The organism is Paenibacillus sp. NRS-1760 (genome assembly GCF_050467785.1).
Taxonomy (GTDB): Bacteria; Bacillota; Bacilli; order Paenibacillales; family Paenibacillaceae; genus Pristimantibacillus.
This window is the reverse complement of record NZ_JBITPK010000021.1, coordinates 768,632-786,091: the sequence shown is the minus strand read 5'-3', so window position 1 is coordinate 786,091 and position 17,460 is coordinate 768,632. Positions and strand designations below refer to the sequence as shown.

Sequence of the window (17,460 nt, the reverse complement as noted above, 5' to 3'; positions counted from 1 at the left end):
CTGCCTTGTTAGCCGTATCTCTCATTATATATACATATGAAGAGACAATAAAGCGTGAAATTCCCGAATTGCGAAATCGGATATGCCGAATGAAGCGGATATTCAATTGGACATATTCGATTATGAAGGAAAATGGAGATATTTACGGTAATATCCTTGGAATGCTACATTCAAATCAAGTTACGTAACGACAATAAACAAAAGGTGGTCCAATGTTATGAACATCTACTTACAGACTTGGAAGAAACAAATTAAGCGAAACTGGCACCTGTATTTGTTTATCTTACCGACATTGTTGTATTTTATTGTTTTCAATTATCTCCCCATGTACGGGTTACAAATCGCATTCAAAAACTTTTATCCTTCCCAAGGCATATTTGGGAGCGAGTGGATCGGCTTCGAACATTTCGAACGATTTTTTAATTCCCCTTCCTTTTGGACAATTATTAAGAACACTATATCGATCAGCTTGTATGAACTTGCTTTGTTTCCCCTTCCCATCCTGTTCGCATTAGCGGTCAATGAGCTGCGTAACGGAATGTTTAAGAAGAGTGTACAGATTATCACCTATGCGCCTCACTTCATATCTGTAGTTGTAGTTGCGGGGATCATTGTTTCTTTGGTTCATCCAACAACGGGAATATTGAATAAGGGTATTGTTCTTCTGGGGGGAGAGCCTATTAGCTTCATGACCGAGCCTGCATGGTTCAAGTCCATCTATGTATGGTCAGGGACTTGGCAGCAATTAGGCTGGAATTCGATCATTTATATAGCGGCGCTTAGCGCAATTAATCCGGAGCTGCACGAGGCAGCTACTATAGACGGCGCGACTCGTGTGCAACGAATATGGAATATTAACTTGCCGGGAATCATGCCTACAGTCATTATTCTGCTCATTCTAAGTATTGGCAGCTTTATGTCTATCGGCTTCGAGAAGGTCTATCTATTACAGAATCAGCTGAACATGGACTCATCCGAGGTCATTCAAACTTATGTTTACAGGAGCGGCTTACTTCAGGCACAGTACAGCTTCTCGGCAGCGGTAGGACTATTTAATTCAGTCATTAATTTACTGCTGCTAGTCACGATTAATTCAATTGCACGCAAAGTAAGTCAAACAAGCTTGTGGTAACACACGGAAAAAAAGGGAGTGAAGTCAAATGAAATCCTCTTTCGGGGACCGGGTTTTTGAAGGGATCAACCGCGTTGTCTTGATCCTGGTGACGCTGGTTGTTCTGTATCCTCTAGTCTATGTAGTCAGTGCTTCGATCAGCGATCCGACTTACGTAAACACAGGCCAAATGTGGCTGTGGCCGATTGACATCACGTTTGATGGTTACCGCAGAGTGCTGGATAATCCAGATATCTGGACAGGTTATCGTAATACCATTATTTATACTGTGCTTGGAACGAGCCTCAATCTTCTATTAACAATTCCATGTGCATACGCTTTGGCTCGAAAGGATTTATACGGGCGCAATTTCATTACTGGAATATTCCTTGTCACGATGTTCTTCAGCGGGGGGCTAATACCGAGCTACCTCATTATTAAAGGCCTGAATCTCCTGGATACACCATGGGTGCTAATTGTGGTGGGGGGAGCCAGTGTCTGGAACCTCATTGTTGCTCGTACATTCTTTCAGAATACAATTCCTCGAGAGCTGGAGGAAGCCGCTGAGGTTGACGGCTGTTCCCATCTATCGCTGTTCCTGCGTATCATTATTCCAATATCAGGACCTATTATCGCTGTAATGGCGTTGTTCTATGGTGTCGCCCACTGGAATCAATACTTTAATGCACTGATGTATCTGCAAGACCGATCGCTGTTCCCGCTGCAATTATTTCTGAGAGAAATTCTAATCGTTAATGAAATGAGCGCCAACATGATGATGGATGGAGATTCAATGGCTGCTATGGCTGAACAAGCAAAAATTGCAGATATTATCAAATATGCTGTGATAATCATATCTGCGCTGCCATTGCTTATACTGTATCCGTTTGTTCAGCGGTTCTTTATTAAAGGTATTCTAATCGGTTCATTAAAAGGCTAATAGGTGCCTAGCTTTCGGAAATCATACTGGATACATGGAGGGATAATAGATGCAACCCTATAAAAACGCCGCATTACCTGTAGATGTACGAGTAGATGATTTATTGAATAGAATGACGCTGGCAGAGAAGGTGGTGCAGACGCTTTCGATCGGAAAGGTTGGTCAAACTTTTGATGTCGAACTAAATGATGACGGGAGTCTTGCCGAGGGCTGTATAGAAGAAATCTATAGGCATGGCGCCGGCGCCATTCAGCTGCCCTTCAAGACCGATACGATTGAAACAAGAATCAAGAAGCTTAATGCTCTTCAAGACTATTATGTGAACAAAACAAGGTTAGGAATACCTGTAATGGCTCAAGAGGAATGTCTTCACGGACATCTCGCAAAGGATGCGACAAGCTTTCCCATCCCTATTGCTATGGCTAGCACATGGGATACGGAGCTGATTGAACGTGTATACTCTGCAATTGGGAAAGAAGCCAGGGTCAGAGGGGGTCATGAAGCGCATACGCCTGTGCTTGATCTTGCAAGAGATCCTCGATGGGGGAGAACAGAGGAGACCTACGGTGAAGATACGTACCTTGTTTCGAGAATGGGAGTTGCTGCAGTCAGAGGTTTACAAGGCACCGATGAAACCATTGGTCCTGAACATGTCATTTCGGCTCCCAAGCATCTGGCTGGTTATGCGCAATCCGATGGAGGGCGCAACTTTGCTCCAAGCAACATTACAATGCGAGTGCTAAGAGATCAGATTCTGCCTCCATTCAAAGCGGTGGTACAAGAAGCTGGAGCGCTTGGTATGATGCCTTCTCATAATGAGATTGATGGAATTCCTTGTCACGGAAACAGACAGTTGCTTACTGAGATCCTTCGAGATGAATGGGGTTTTAACGGAATTGTTGTATCCGATTACTTCGACGCCTCCAGATTAGATATCTTGTTCCATGTTGTTGACAATCAGAAGGAAGCTGCAGTAAAAGCGTTAAAGGCAGGTTTGGACATGGACTTGCCTGGCGGAGGGTGTTATGCCCAATTGTTGGATGCCATAGCCGAGGAACCTGCGTTGGAGGAAGTGCTGAATGTTACAGTAGCACGCATATTACGAGTCAAGTTTTTGCTGGGCCTATTCGAGAATCCATATGCAGATGCAGAGCATGCCAAGCAAGTCATTAACTGTGAGCAGCATAAGAAGCTTGCCAAGGAAGCGGCAGACAAATCCATCACCATGCTGAAAAATGAGGGAGGGCTGCTACCTCTCAACAGGAATGAATTTCGCAAACTTGCTGTAATTGGTCCGAATGCACATCCGATCTGTACCGGCTCATACAGTACAAAACCGAATAAAGGTATTAGTATTCTGGATGGAATTATTGCCAAAACAAATGGAAAGCTGGAAGTTGCTTATGCAGTAGGTTGTGAAATTATAAAAGGTAAGGATGATAGCGGGGAAACGGAATTGGATCGACGTTTAAATAATCCCCAATTAAGTACATTGGATCAGAATATAGCTCGAATTGAAGAAGCTGTTTCTGTAGCCCAGGAAAGTGATGTAGCCATCGTCTGTGTAGGCGGAAACACCTTAACAAGCAGAGAGGCAATATTCTTCAACGATGATAGAGGAGACAGGTATGACCTGGATCTTCCTGGAGTTCAAAATGAACTGGTCAAAAGAATCGTAGAAACCGGGACGCCTACTGTGGTCATTCTCATCAATGGAGGTCCATTGACGATTAACTACATCGCACAGAATGTGCCCGCTATCTTGGAGGGTTGGTACCTTGGGGAAGAGACAGGTCACGCTGTAGCGGATGTATTGTTCGGCGATGTGAATCCAAGCGGCAAGTTGCCCATTACATTCCCTCGAACAGTAGGGCAATTGCCAGTGTATTACTCACAAAAACCAACGGGCCTATTCAAAAAGTATTTGTTTGCCGAGCATGATGAGCCGCTGTTTTCTTTCGGTACAGGATTAAGTTATACAACATTCCAATATCGTCATTTGCAATTAAGCTCTGATTCGATGACGATGAATGGTTGCGTCACTGTATCTGTTGAGGTCAGCAATACGGGTGAGCGTGCAGGGGATGAGATTGTACAATTGTATATTTCAGACCTGGTGAGCTCCGTCACAAGGCCCATTAAAGAATTAAAAGGCTTCATGCGCGTTACACTTCAGCCAGGTGAAGCACAAACGGTTGCTTTCCGCATTGAGCCTTCCATGCTGAGCTTTACAGGGGAGGATTACGAAACGACAGTGGAGCCTGGCGCATTCAAAATTATGGTGGGTTCAAGCTCAAAGCACTATGAATCTATTGTTCTAAATGTGATAGAAGAGGAGAAAACCTACGATGCAAAGTAAGAGCAGCATTCATCCATATGACTTACGCTGCGAATATAAGGTGAATTACCTTGGGTTGGGCGAGCGAAGCCCTCGATTCAGTTGGAAGCTTCATGCAGATGGCAGAGATGTGCGGCAATCCGCCTACAGGCTGCGTGTATCGACTGGAAATCAGGAGCTGTGGGACACCGGGAAGGTCTACTCTGATCAGTCCGTGCATGTAAAGTATGCGGGTCCTGCTCTGAGCTCAAGAACTCGTTATGAAATCCGAGTTAAGGTCTGGAATCAGCATGGGCAAGAATCGGATTGGAGTGAGGCAGCATACGGTGAGACAGGGCTATTGGAGCATGATGAATGGAAAGCTTCATGGATGACTGCCAAATATGAGCAATCGGAGCCCTGTCAGCTGATGCGCAAGTCATTCACATTAGACGAAAGCATTGTATCGGCCCGATTGTATGCAACAAGTCTTGGTGTATACAGGGTGTATGTCAATGGGGAAGCTGCCGACGACACCTTGTTTGCACCTGGATGGACCAGCTATAGCAAGAGGCTGCAGTATCAAACCTATGATGTAACGATGCTGCTTGCAAGCGGAGAGAATACAGTCGGCGTCATACTGGGCAATGGCTGGTATATGGGCAACTTGGGATGGAATGGATTAAGTCAGCTGTATGGCAATGAACGTGCTGTGTTAGTGCAGCTTCACGTACAGTATAACGATGGCAGAGAAGAAGTGATTGTCTCGGATGACTCCTGGAGAGCCAGCAAGAGCGCTCTGCTTATGTCCGAGCTGTATCACGGTGAATATTACGATGCACGGTTCGAATGGAAAGGGTGGAATAACAAAGGATTCGACGACAGTGAATGGACCCGCGTATCGCTGCTGGACTATGGCTACGATACTTTGATAGCGCAAGAAGGCGAGCCGGTTCGAATGGTGGAGGAGTTGCAGCCTGTCCAAGTGCTTTGTACCCCTAAAGGGGAAACAGTTGTAGATTTCGGTCAGAACATGGTTGGTTGGGTGCAGTTTGCGGTAGAGGCGGAAGAGGGACATACCGTTGTGATCCGTCATGCAGAGGTGCTGGATGAGGACGGTAATTTCTATATGAGTAACCTGCGTACAGCCAAACAAACGATCACATACATCTGCAGAGGAGAACAAATAGAGCGTTATGAGCCTTATTTTTCGTTTCAAGGCTTCCGCTATATTCAGGTTGAAGGTATTCAGCCGGAGCTTATTGCATCAAGTGTTGTTGCTAAAGTCATTCATAGCGATATGGATCAAACAGGAACATTCGAATGCTCTGACGAGATGGTGAATCAGCTGCAGCGAAATATTGTTTGGGGACAAAGAGGGAATTTCCTTGATATCCCAACCGACTGTCCGCAGCGTGATGAAAGGATGGGTTGGACGGGTGATGCGCAGGTGTTCATGCGTACAGCTGCATTCAATATGAATGTAGCGTCTTTCTTCACCAAATGGCTAAAGGATCTTGCAACTGATCAGCTTCCAGATGGTGGCGTACCTTTTGTTATCCCCGATGTGCTCAGAGGACGGCATTCATCAGCAGCCTGGGGAGATGCGGCGGTTATATGCCCTTGGGTACTATATGAACGATACGGGGATAAGCGGGTGCTGGAGCAGCAGTATGAGAGCATGGTGAAATGGGTTGAGTATATTCGCTCGCAAGGCGAACAAGAGCATTTATGGAATACTGGCTTTCACTTTGGTGATTGGCTTGCAATGGATGCCCCGAATGGTAGTCGTGTAGGGTCAACACCTAAGGATTTGATTGCGACAGCCTTCTATGCGTATTCTGCCGCACTACTGGCGAGGACGGCGGCAGTACTTGACAAGCTGGAGGACGCAGCTCGTTATACAGAGCTTAGCGAAAGAGTAACCCAAGCATTCCGGAGGGAGTTTGTAACCCCGAATGGCAGAGTGGCATCACCAACTCAAACGGCCTATGTATTGGCTCTTATGTTTGATTTGCTGGAGGAGAAGGATAGGCCGCAGGCAGCCGCTGTTCTGGCTCTTTATGTGGAGGAGCAGAACATTCATTTGACAACAGGCTTTGTAGGCACCCCATATCTGTGCTTAGCCTTGTCCAAGCACGGATATACGGATCTTGCCTATAAGCTGGTTCTCCAGAGAGAGTATCCGTCATGGCTGTACCCGATTTCCAAAGGAGCAACAACGATATGGGAGCATTGGGACGGTATTAAGCCTGACGGCTCGTTATGCGAGGATCCCATGAACTCTTATAATCATTATGCTTATGGCTCTGTCGGAGAGTGGTTATACAGCATTGCGGCGGGACTAGATACCGATGTGCAGAATCCAGGCTACAAGAAGGCTCGAATAGCACCGCACATTTCGGAAGCGATCAGCTATGCCAGAGCTTCCTATAGCTCTATGTATGGTGTGGTCGCATCGGGCTGGGAGCGGCTAGAGGACGGCAGAATTCAGGTTAAGGTGGTCGTACCGCCGAATACGGGGGCGTCTGTGATGCTGCCTGGCGCAGCAATGGATCAAGTATTGGAATCAAAGGTTTCAGTCGCAAATGCCGCAGGCGTACACTCGGTGCAGCAGACAGATGCCGGTGTGCAGCTTGAGGTAGGCTCGGGAGAATATGAGTTTCTATATGTATTGGAATAAAAGGATTAGATGGAGGAGACTATGACACGTAAAAACATTCTGTTCTTATTCACGGATCAGCAACGATATGACACGATTGAAGCGCATGGCAATCCTATTATTAAGACACCTGCTTTGAATCAGTTGGTTGAGACGGGCGTTACATTCACGCGTGCTTATTCGTCTTGTCCGGTTTGTGTTCCCGCCCGGTATGCCATGATGACAGGGCAGCTGCCGCACCGTACTGATTGTACGGCGAATGAGCGAATGCCGGAAGGACGCCATAGCTTTATGGAGATTTTGTCTCAGAACGGTTATCAGACGCATGGCGTTGGCAAAATGCACTTCACCTTCGCCGAGGAAGGAGCAGAGGCGCTCTGGGGCTTCGAGTCGCGGGACATTAGCGAGGAGGGGGGAGGCGACGACGATTTCAAGCGTTATCTGAACCAGAACGGATACGAGCATGTTCATGATCCGCAGGGGGTCCGGAGCGAGATGTATTACATTCCTCAGCCTTCCCAGCTGCCAGCGCATCTGCATAACACAACATGGGTTGTTGATCGAAGCATTGATTTCCTTGAGAGACGAGATCGTGAACGACCGTTTCTGCTGATGAGCAGCTTTATTAAGCCGCATCCGCCCTTTGAGACACCTACTCCATGGAATAAGCTGTATCGGGCGCTTGAGATGTCGCTGCCGAAGCGGCCTATTAACGGAGAAGAGCTACTAACGTATTGGAATCGATTCCAGAATCGGTACAAATATCGGGATCAAGGTGTAGATGACCATTTGATGCGGGCGATGAAGGCTGCTTATTATTGCACCATTTCCTTCATTGATTACCAAATTGGGCGCTTGCTCGCCTACATGGAAGAACATGATCTGCTTAAGAATACGATGATCGTATTCTCTTCTGACCATGCTGAGCTGCTTGGCGATTACAATAGTGTAGGCAAGCGCAGCTTCCTGGATTCAGCAGCGCGTATACCGCTAATCGTTGTGGATCCCGATCGCACGAAAGGCAATGAGCAATGTCATGCCCCTGTAGGCCTGGTCGATATATTGCCAACCTTTCTGCAAGCGGCGAATATTGAGCCGCAAGAGGATTATAGCGGACGGAGCTTGCTAGATATTGCTGAAGGCAAGCAGCAGAGAGAGTTAACGATTGGTCAATACAACCGGAATGAATTCGGCGTATATATGGCTGTTGCGGAACGATACAAATATATCTATTCAGCTCCGGATAACAAGGAATGGTTGTTCGATTTGCAGATTGATCCGGAAGAAACGCATAACTTCTTTAACAACCCTATGTACAAGGATCAAGCGGAGCGTATGAAACGCCAACTGCTGGAGCAACTGAGAGCGGATCAATGCACGTCGATGATTGACGGAGATGATTGGAGACGTTATGAGCCTCAGCAGCTCCCACCAGATCGGGACGCACTCCTGCTGCTTCAGGATCCACCTGCGAGCATTCCATGTATTCCTGGATATGAACGAAATGTTGAGGTCAATCAAAGCGATTTATTTCGGACCAAATTTTAACCACTATTATTAACTTTGCAGAGTGAAATGAGGAGCGTACAATGGGCAAAACGGTATTAACAATAGAAGGCGAGCAGTTTGTTATTAATGGGAAGAAAACGTACACGGAGATTGAAGGCAGTCCGTCTCATGTTCATGGCTTATTAATGAATGCGAGATTTGTTCAAGGTGTATTCGATGACAAGCAAGACCCCAATCGCTTCCATCGTTTTGGGCGCAGGTTCGATCCGGATCAGAATACAAATGATCTTATAGCAGCATTGCCTGAATGGTATCGGGCAGGACTTCGAGCATTTACCGTTTGTTTTCAGGGAGGTGGTCCCTGCTTTACCATAGAGAATCCAACGATCGATAACAATCCTTTTTCGGTGGACGGCACAAGTATTGATCCTGCTTATGCGGATCGAATGGACCGTCTGATTAGAGCTGCGGATGAGTTGGGAATGGTCGTTATTGTGAGCTACTTCTATACAGGGCAGACAGGACGATTGAACGACGGCAAAGTGGTGTTGAATGCGGTTAGGGCAGCATCTCGTTTCCTGAAGGAAGGTGCTTATACAAATGTTATTATTGAGGTTTGCAATGAGCACAATATAGCGCGTGACCATCCATTGATTGCGTCGAGCGAGGGGATGGTCGCATTAATGGAGATCGCCCGTTCGGAATCCGGTGGGATGCCTGTAGGCTGCAGCGGCCTAGGAAGATATATTAATGAAGAGGTTTGCAAGGAGAGTGACGTTATTCTTATTCATGGCAACTTGCTTACCCGTCAACACTATTATAATCACATTCAGCAAGTGAAGGCATGGGCACCCGGCAAGCCAGTTGTATGCAACGAAGATTCGCCAGACGTCAGTAAGTTGGATGTGGCTTTACGCACCCGTACTTCCTGGGGATATTACAACAATAGTACGAAACAGGAAGTACCTGCAGACTGGACAATTACACCCGGTGAGGATCAGTTTTTTGCTCAGCGTATGGCAGAAGGACTGGGTATTGACTGGCCTGCAATTCCAGAGGATGAACAGTTCTATCTTCAAGGATTTGAACCTGATATGTCCTATGAAGGCAAACGCTGGATCCGGTTAGCTAGCTTGTATCCAGAAAAAATCAATTATGTGGACTTCTACCGAAATGGGGAGCTCCATTTTACTTGCTATGATGGAGTTCATGCTGTAAATCATAAAAAAAACTGGGAAATGGGTGCAGTAGAAATAAGCTCTGACGACGAGGAATGGAAAGCAGTTGTTCATCTGCATGATGGAAGAATGATAGAGAAAATTGGTAAGGTATGATGGGAATACGAATACGCTGCATGAAAGGAGTATTCTGCATCTCTCGTGAGGCATTCAGTCCGCTATTCTGTAATGCATAATTGGAATATTAGCGGGAAAACAGATATTTCGGAGTGATATCCTAAGGGTTATAGTTAAAGCGTTACCCGCGGACCTCATGTGGGAAAAAACTAAAGGGGAGTGTTACGACTTGAAGAAAAAGATGCTGGTACTAGTGGTAGCTGTTTCAATGATGATGAGCATGATCGTTGCCTGTTCATCAAAGAAAGAATCAGATGTGAACAAATCCGAGAATTCTGCAGCCCCTCAAAACTTAAATGCGACCGGGTACCCTGTTGTGAATGAGAAGGTCACTCTTAAGTTAATGGGAGCAAAAGGAGCCAGTCAGGGTCCTTGGGATCAGATGATGTTTTTTGAGGAAATGGAAAGAATAACAAACATTCATTTTGAGTTCGATACTCCAGACAGCAAGGTGTTTCAAGAAAAGAAAAATCTGACTTTTGCCAGCGATAACTTGCCAGATGTATTTTTTGCGGGCTCTCTGACAACCTTTGATCAGATCAATTATGGCAAACAGGGACTGCTCATACCTCTTGAAGACTTAATTGACGAGTATGCGCCGAATTTCAAAGCTTTGATGGACGAGAATCCAGACATCCGTCGAGCGATTACGGCACCAGACGGCCATATCTATGCGTTGCCGCAAGTCTCCGATATCATTCGTGATATGATGTTCTTCCGAACCTATCTGAATGCAGAGTGGATGGAAGCGTTGGGTAATCCGCAGGTTCCCCAAACGACTGACGAACTGTTGGAGCTATTAAAGCGTTTCCGCGACGAAGATCCGAACAAAAATGGCAAGAAGGATGAGCTTCCCCTATCCTTTATTAATGTGAAGAATGACTCTCTGAATATACCAAGAACTTATATAATGCCAGCCTTCGGCGTGTTGGAGGATAGACCTAACCAATCCCGCTTACAGGTGTCCGAAGACAAGGTCAGTGCTGTATTCATGTCAGAGGGTTACAAAGAATTCCTGAAGTACATGAAGACCTTGCATGATGAGAAACTTCTTGACCCAGAGATATTCACTCATACGGATCAGCAACTGAAGGCCAAAGGGCAAGAGGGCTTGATTGGGATGACCACGCACGCTGCACCGTTCTCCGTATTCAAGGTTGAAAAGCCTGAGGATAATGAAAAATATCCATTGGTGATGCCGTTAACGAGTTCTATGAACAGCGAGAAGCTGTTTACCCCGCGTCCTAATATTACGATCGGTACCTTTGCCATTACAAAAAATAATCCACATCCAGAAGCAACGATGAGATGGGTAGACTACTTGTATACGCCAGAAGGCTTTATGCTTGGCAATCAAGGAATTGAAGGCGAAGCCTGGAAGTGGAAGGACGATAGTAAAAACGAATGGGTAAGAATTACACCAGAGGGGATGAACAAGGAGGAGTTCCGTGCCCAGAATACACCTGATATTGGCTCTACAATCCCGCTTCTAAAAAGCATGGAGCTCAACTATAAACAGAATGACTTGGTCAACAACATTCTCAACAAGCAGGCGGATGAATTATCGCAATATGCACAAGATGCCATGCCGCTGCTCTTCCTGGCGGAGGAAGAGGAGAGCCGTGCAAATATTTTGAAAAACGATTTGATGAACTACATCGCGCAAATGGAAGCAAAATTTGTACTTGGCAAAGAGAGCTTTGATAATTGGGATGCTTATCTGTCTACTCTTAAGAAAATGAATGTGGATGAGTATGTAGAGATTTACCAGAACGCGTACGACCGTTGGAAGGATATAAATTAAAGATTGCAGTCTGCTGTTGGCTTGTAAGATAGCAGGAAGCTCCACTTTTGTTGCAGTGAATGTCGGCTGCAATGAAAGTGGAGTTTAAACACTAGTTTTGTAAGCGCTTAACTTACTGGGTTTTTCATTTTCAGGACAAGGGGAGTCATCGCATATGAAAAAGATTTTGATCGGATTGTCTATTGCAATTTTGTTTGGTACGTTGTTGTCCGCATGCTATACCGACAGCACTCAAGAACAGAGTGACAACAGCACAGCGATACAAAATTTCAATTCGTCTGCTTATCCAATTGTAAACGAGAAGGTAACCTTGAAGCTCATGGGATCAAAGTCGCCCTTGCAAGGGCCATGGGGTCAGATGATGTTTTTTGAAGAAATGGAACGAATGACGAATATTCATTTTGAGTTTGAAACACCTGATGATAGTTCTTATCAGGAAAAGAAAAATTTAGCTTTTGCAAGCGGGAATTTGCCTGATGTTTTTTTTGGAGGGAAATTATCCTCCTTTGACCAGTTCAACTATGGCAAACAGGGTTTGCTTATTCCTCTTGAAGATTTGATTGATAAGTATGCACCTCATCTAAAAGCTCTACTCGACAAGGAACCTTCTATACGTAAAGCAATTACAGCGCCAGACGGTCATATCTACGCATTGCCTCAAGTTTCGAATATTACCCGGGATATTATGTTTCTTCGAACGTATCTAAACGCCGAGTGGATGGAGGCGTTGGGAAATCCAAAGGTTCCAGAAACTACTGTTGAGCTATTGGAGCTGCTGAAACGTTTTCGAGATGAAGATCCCAACAGGAATGGGAAGCAGGATGAGCTTCCTTTGAGTTTTATTAATGTCAAAGGCGATTCTTTACATGATGCCAGAGCCTACCTGATGCCGGCATTTGGTCTATTGGAGGATCGTTATAACCAATCGCGTTTGCAGGTTGAGGGAGATAAGGTCAGCGCGGTATTTTTGTCGGATTCCTACAGACAATTCCTTACATACATGAATAAATTACATGCCGAAAATCTTCTTGATGCTGAAATATTCACACATACCGATCAGCAGCTGAAGGCAAAAGGACAGGAAGACCGAATCGGAATGACGTTTCAAGCTGCGCCTTTTTTGATTTACAAGGTCGATGTTGAAAATGTGAAAGGAAATTCTAAATATCCCTTGGTGCTGCCGTTAACGAGTCCAATAAATGATAAAAAGCTGTTTAGCCCGAATCCTGATATTGTAACAGGAACCTTTGCTATTACTAAAAATAACAAATATCCAGAGGCGACAATACGTTGGGTGGATTATTTGTACACTCCCGAAGGTTTCATGCTTGGCAATCAAGGAATTGAAGGCGAAGCTTGGAAATGGAGAGATGAGAGTAAGACTGTATGGGATCGTCTTGTTCCAGATGGTATGAAAGCAAATGAATTTCGCGCAAAAAATACACCGGATGTAGGTACGCCAATTCCACTACTAAAAAGCAAAGAGTTGAACGATAAGCAATCAGATGTGCTTGCTGCGATTCTAAATGAACAGGCGGAAAAACTTACAGCGTTCGCTAAATCTCCTATGCCATTGCTTTTTCTTACAGAAGAAGAGGAGAACAGGGTGAATATTCTGAAAAATGATCTGCTGATTTATATCTCTCAGATGGAAGCAAAGTTTGTTTTGGGTAAAGAGAAGTTAGAAAATTGGGATACGTATATAGCGACTTTGAAAAAATTGAACGTAGACGAGTATGTCGAGATTTATCAGAAGGCGTACGATCGCTGGAAAAAAGCCGAATAATCAATTTTTAAAAATATAATTTCTACGAATTCTACGAATGGAGTGAAGTGAAATGAATCAAAAACCATTAAACATCCTGTGGATATCGTTAGAGGATACGAGTCCAAGGTTTGGCTGTTACGGAGATGCTGTTGCTCGAACGCCTCATATTGATCAGCTCTCAAGGGAGGGCTGCCGCTATCCTAATACGTTTGCTACTGCTGGCGTTTGTGCGCCGAGCCGTTGTTCGGTTATTACGGGGATGTATTCCACCTATGTAGGAGGGCAGCATATGCGAACCACTCATACGAACCAGGACACCCCTGAATTACCTACGCCTTATGAAATTGTTCCGCCTTCTTATGTCAAAGTATTCTCGGAATACTTACGGGCACAGGGTTATTATTGCTCCAACAATCTAAAAACCGATTATCAGTTTAAACCGCCTTTAACAGCATGGGATGAATGCGGACCAGACGGACATTGGAGAAATCGAGAGGCCAATCAGCCTTTCTTTGCAGTGTTTAACACGACCGTCACGCATGAGAGCAAGATGTGGCCCAAGGAAGCTGAGGAGATGAAGACGAATCCGGATGAAGTGGTGCTTCCGCCGTATTTGCCGGATACCCCGCTTGTACGTAAAGCCATAGCTCGTCATTATGACAATCTTTCTTTAGCAGACGACTATGTAGGCACTCTCTTGCAGCAGCTTGAAGAGGATGGCTTATCCGAGAATACGGTTGTCATGCTATGGAGTGATCATGGTGAAGGACTTCCCAGAGCTAAGCGGTGGACTTATGATGCCGGCATTCGAGTCCCGCTTATTGTTCGCTGGCCAGGTTACATTCAACCGGGGACTGTAAATGAACGACTTGTGAGCTTGGTCGATCTGGCACCAACTGTATTAGAGCTCGCTAAGCTTCAGATACCTGCTCATCTTCAAGGCAGCAGCTTTCTTCGTGAGGAGGAGGAAAGAGAATTCATCTATGCTACACGCGATCGTTATGATGAATCCTATGATATGGTGAGAGCGGTTCGGGATCAGCAATACAAATATATTCGTAACTATCTCCCCAATCAGTCTTATCAGCTGTGGATTCCATATCTGAATCAACATCCGATTCAGAGGGAGCTGTGGCGATTGCATGAGGAGGGAAAGCTGGAAGGTTTGGCCGCACAATTTTTTGGAAATGGCAGACCTGTTGAAGAGCTGTATGACTGTGAAGCGGATCCTTATGAGCAATATAATCTGGCTGCTATCCCGGAGTATACAAAGGAGCTACATCGAATGAGAGAGGCTCTGGATCAATGGAGAATAAAATATGATCGCCTGGGTGAGGTGCCTGAGACGGAGATGGTCGCACAGATGTGGCCTTCCGGCCGTCAACCGCAAACCGCAAAACCAAGATTTGTGTTAATTAATGGAGGGATTTGCTCTACAGAGCTTCTTGAGACAGGGAAGGTAGGACGACCAGCATTTGTTCAATTGCATTGTAGCACGCAAGGAGCTTCTATTGCATATAGACTCGATGATCATGCTGATGCACCCTGGAGCTTGTATACAGGAGAGATTCGAATAACCGAAGGCGCTACAAAGCTCCGTGCAAGAGCTATTCGCATCGGTTATCTGGAGAGTGCTGAGACAAAACTGGAGTTCGGGTAATTATTCAAATAAAGGGATGGTGATTAATTTGAAGAGAGTCGGAAAAGCGTTTTCATTAATGTTGGTCGTAGTAATTCTGTTAACAGGGGGAACTTTACAGCCAATAGGCGCAGCTTCTGAGCAAGAAATATCAGTTTCCACGGGGGTTAAGAAGGATTTAGGCACACTAACTCCTTTTTGGAGATATCATCCGGCGTTAGGTGAACACTTGGGCGCCCCTCTCAGAACGTTTACGACATTTGCAAGTGATGAAGACATTACATTCCAATACAAAAATCGTCCGTACGAGAAAGAAGCAATCTTCGGAGATCATGTAAATATCGTACGCTTCTTGGGAGGCTGGAGTCCGACTGGCAGAAATTATTATGGCACCAATCTGGGTGTAGAAGGTGTAGCGCAATATGATCTGGCATACCGTGATGAGGAAGGCAACATTCAGTACAGATTTGGAGAAGGAGTGCCTGATGATCAGAATTATGTAAAAATCAGGCTGGATCCCTACATTCAAAATGGTTATGAAAGACCTCGCATTGTAATTGACAATATACCATACGCGTTCCCTGAGGTTCCGGGTGTTAGTGTCTACGGACAGAATGCGCCCCCAAGAGATTTGCAGGAGTGGCAGGACTTCATTGAAGCGTTATGTCGTGAAATGGTACGTTTATACAGCTACGACTTAGTAAATACGTGGTCGTTCAGAGTTGCAACAGAAGGCAATGATCATAAGAGATTTACGGGAAGTATGGATCAATTTCTAGCTTATTATGAAGCCACGGAACAAGGAATTTCTAAAGTGCTTCCAGGTGCAGGTGTAGGCGCATACAACGGCTTTGGAGAGTTTGGAGAACACCTCTCCACGGTTGCTTCGTATGCAAAAGAAAATAATCTCAAATTCGATTGGATTGCAGCTTCCACATATTCGGGCGGCGTTAATAAAGATCCTGATTTAGAAGCGGAAAAATTAAAAAATACGGTTCAAATGGTCAGACAGCATGCTGCCAATGGGGAGGAATTACCTTTCGAAATCCATGAATATGGCTGGTTCTGGAGCAATGAGTTTGGCCTTCCGACCAGGGAGCAAGGAGCAAGAGGCGCAGCGGGGAATTTCCATTTCCTGATGAATCTATTGGATTTGGGACTACAGCAGGTTTATCATTGGAATACGACCGAGGATGTCATTATTGACGATAACAATTATACGTTCCTGTCATCGCTCTTTTGGTTGTTTAGTATTTTTAATTACGCAGAGGGTGCGCATACTTACGAGCTCCACACTCGCATCCCCGAAAATACCGACATAGTCAACCAGAAATATAAGGCAGTTGGTTTCTTCGGAGCCAACAGTGGTATGGATATGCTTATGGTCTCTTCCTTTAATATGAATAGAACGAATAAGGTATCGGGAGATGTAACTGTCCACATTCCTAAATCTATCGTTCCGAAATTGAACGATCAGTCCAATATAACATATACGCTTCTATCGGATGAAACAGATGTGTATGCTCAACTTAAGACGGATTTTGAAGAAGCTGGGACTCTTCAGTTGAAAGCACAGAAGCATGGTGTAATTTCTGATCCTGGCAGGATGGGAGGAAGCACTCCGGAAGCGAATGCTGTAATTGCCAACAATTATGAAGCGTATGTCGAAATGATGAAGGATTCCCTGACTCTTAAGGATTATTCGGGAGCACTTATTGACAAAGGGGATTATTTTGAAATTACAGTGAATACAACATCCGATTCGGTCCTTGTACTTTCATTTGAAGCAGTTGACAAAACAGCGCCTGAGATTCAGTTCTCTGTTTCGCCAAACGAAATTGTTCGAAACTCTGCTTTCTTACAAATAGATATATCAGACGCAGACAGTGGTGTTGCCTCTGCTTCTATGAACTTAGATGAAACAGAAATTCCTTATAATGAAGACATTTCGTTATGGGAATTGCCTCTAGGTGAACACGTACTGAAAGTAACAGCAATCGATGAAGCGGGCAATCAGTCCTCTCATAGCATAACCTTTCAAGTGACAACAGATATTCATACCTTGCTTCATCATGTTGAACGTGCGGTCAATCAAGGTCATATCGCAGTCCAAATGAAGAACAGTTTATTGAACAAGCTTAATTTTGCTCACATTGCATACACACAGGGACAGACTCAGGCGGCTTCACACATTCTACATTCTTTTGCTAATCAAGTTTCTGCTCAATCCGGAAAGAAGATTGAAACAGATATAGCACAACGTTTAACTAGAGATGCAGAGTATATCCGAGTGAATCTGAAGGAGTAGTCAATGTGTCGCACTTGGCCCGCTTCATTTATTGAATGCGGGCTTTT

Annotated in this window: 10 protein-coding genes; all 10 read left to right on the top strand. The window is 45.0% G+C overall.

Going from position 1 to position 17,460, the window contains the following annotated elements:
* The first annotated feature begins 217 nt into the window (after positions 1-217).
* The 10 genes from ACIFSR_RS31225 to ACIFSR_RS31180 all read left to right on the top strand — a co-directional run bounded on the left by ACIFSR_RS31225 (position 218) and on the right by ACIFSR_RS31180 (position 17,413).
* Entirely contained in the window at positions 218-1,132 is a 915-nt protein-coding gene (locus tag ACIFSR_RS31225) for an ABC transporter permease (protein ID WP_430062786.1), read from the top strand.
* 28 nt (positions 1,133-1,160) lie between these two features.
* Positions 1,161-2,051: a carbohydrate ABC transporter permease gene (locus ACIFSR_RS31220; protein WP_430062783.1), complete on the top strand. Its 891-nt coding sequence runs from the start codon at positions 1,161-1,163 to the stop codon at positions 2,049-2,051.
* 49 nt (positions 2,052-2,100) lie between these two features.
* Entirely contained in the window at positions 2,101-4,410 is a 2,310-nt protein-coding gene (locus ACIFSR_RS31215; RefSeq protein WP_430062780.1) for a glycoside hydrolase family 3 N-terminal domain-containing protein, read from the top strand.
* A complete protein-coding gene (locus tag ACIFSR_RS31210; RefSeq protein ID WP_430062777.1) occupies positions 4,400-7,051 on the top strand; it encodes a family 78 glycoside hydrolase catalytic domain in 2,652 nt (883 codons plus the stop codon). Before ACIFSR_RS31215 ends, ACIFSR_RS31210 begins: the two co-directional genes overlap by 11 nt.
* Before the next feature lie 21 nt (positions 7,052-7,072).
* Positions 7,073-8,578 carry a sulfatase family protein gene (locus ACIFSR_RS31205; RefSeq protein WP_430062774.1) on the top strand — a complete coding sequence of 502 codons (1,506 nt, stop codon included), beginning with the start codon at positions 7,073-7,075 and terminating at the stop codon, positions 8,576-8,578.
* A gap of 41 nt (positions 8,579-8,619) precedes the next feature.
* Entirely contained in the window at positions 8,620-9,873 is a 1,254-nt protein-coding gene (locus ACIFSR_RS31200) for a hypothetical protein (protein ID WP_430062771.1), read from the top strand.
* Positions 9,874-10,063: 190 nt separating this feature from the next.
* On the top strand, positions 10,064-11,698 hold the full coding sequence (locus ACIFSR_RS31195; RefSeq protein ID WP_430062768.1) for an extracellular solute-binding protein: 1,635 nt from the start codon (positions 10,064-10,066) through the stop codon (positions 11,696-11,698).
* 154 nt (positions 11,699-11,852) lie between these two features.
* Positions 11,853-13,484, top strand: coding sequence for an extracellular solute-binding protein (locus tag ACIFSR_RS31190; protein WP_430062766.1), 1,632 nt, complete (start codon positions 11,853-11,855; stop codon positions 13,482-13,484).
* Positions 13,485-13,536: 52 nt separating this feature from the next.
* Entirely contained in the window at positions 13,537-15,126 is a 1,590-nt protein-coding gene (locus tag ACIFSR_RS31185) for a sulfatase family protein (RefSeq protein ID WP_430062763.1), read from the top strand.
* A 58-nt stretch (positions 15,127-15,184) separates the two neighbouring features.
* Positions 15,185-17,413, top strand: a complete 2,229-nt coding sequence (locus ACIFSR_RS31180) for a GH39 family glycosyl hydrolase (RefSeq protein WP_430062760.1) — start codon at positions 15,185-15,187, stop codon at positions 17,411-17,413.
* Positions 17,414-17,460: the final 47 nt, after the last annotated feature.

Excerpts from the sequence above, each read along its gene's own strand:
- ACIFSR_RS31225 (WP_430062786.1), top strand. The coding sequence starts at position 218 with ATGAACATCTACTTACAGACTTGGAAGAAACAAATTAAGCGAAACTGG.
- ACIFSR_RS31220 (WP_430062783.1), top strand. The coding sequence starts at position 1,161 with ATGAAATCCTCTTTCGGGGACCGGGTTTTTGAAGGGATCAACCGCGTT.
- ACIFSR_RS31215 (WP_430062780.1), top strand. The coding sequence starts at position 2,101 with ATGCAACCCTATAAAAACGCCGCATTACCTGTAGATGTACGAGTAGAT.
- ACIFSR_RS31210 (WP_430062777.1), top strand. The coding sequence starts at position 4,400 with ATGCAAAGTAAGAGCAGCATTCATCCATATGACTTACGCTGCGAATAT.
- ACIFSR_RS31205 (WP_430062774.1), top strand. The coding sequence starts at position 7,073 with ATGACACGTAAAAACATTCTGTTCTTATTCACGGATCAGCAACGATAT.
- ACIFSR_RS31200 (WP_430062771.1), top strand. The coding sequence starts at position 8,620 with ATGGGCAAAACGGTATTAACAATAGAAGGCGAGCAGTTTGTTATTAAT.
- ACIFSR_RS31190 (WP_430062766.1), top strand. The coding sequence starts at position 11,853 with ATGAAAAAGATTTTGATCGGATTGTCTATTGCAATTTTGTTTGGTACG.
- ACIFSR_RS31185 (WP_430062763.1), top strand. The coding sequence starts at position 13,537 with ATGAATCAAAAACCATTAAACATCCTGTGGATATCGTTAGAGGATACG.
- ACIFSR_RS31180 (WP_430062760.1), top strand. The coding sequence starts at position 15,185 with ATGTTGGTCGTAGTAATTCTGTTAACAGGGGGAACTTTACAGCCAATA.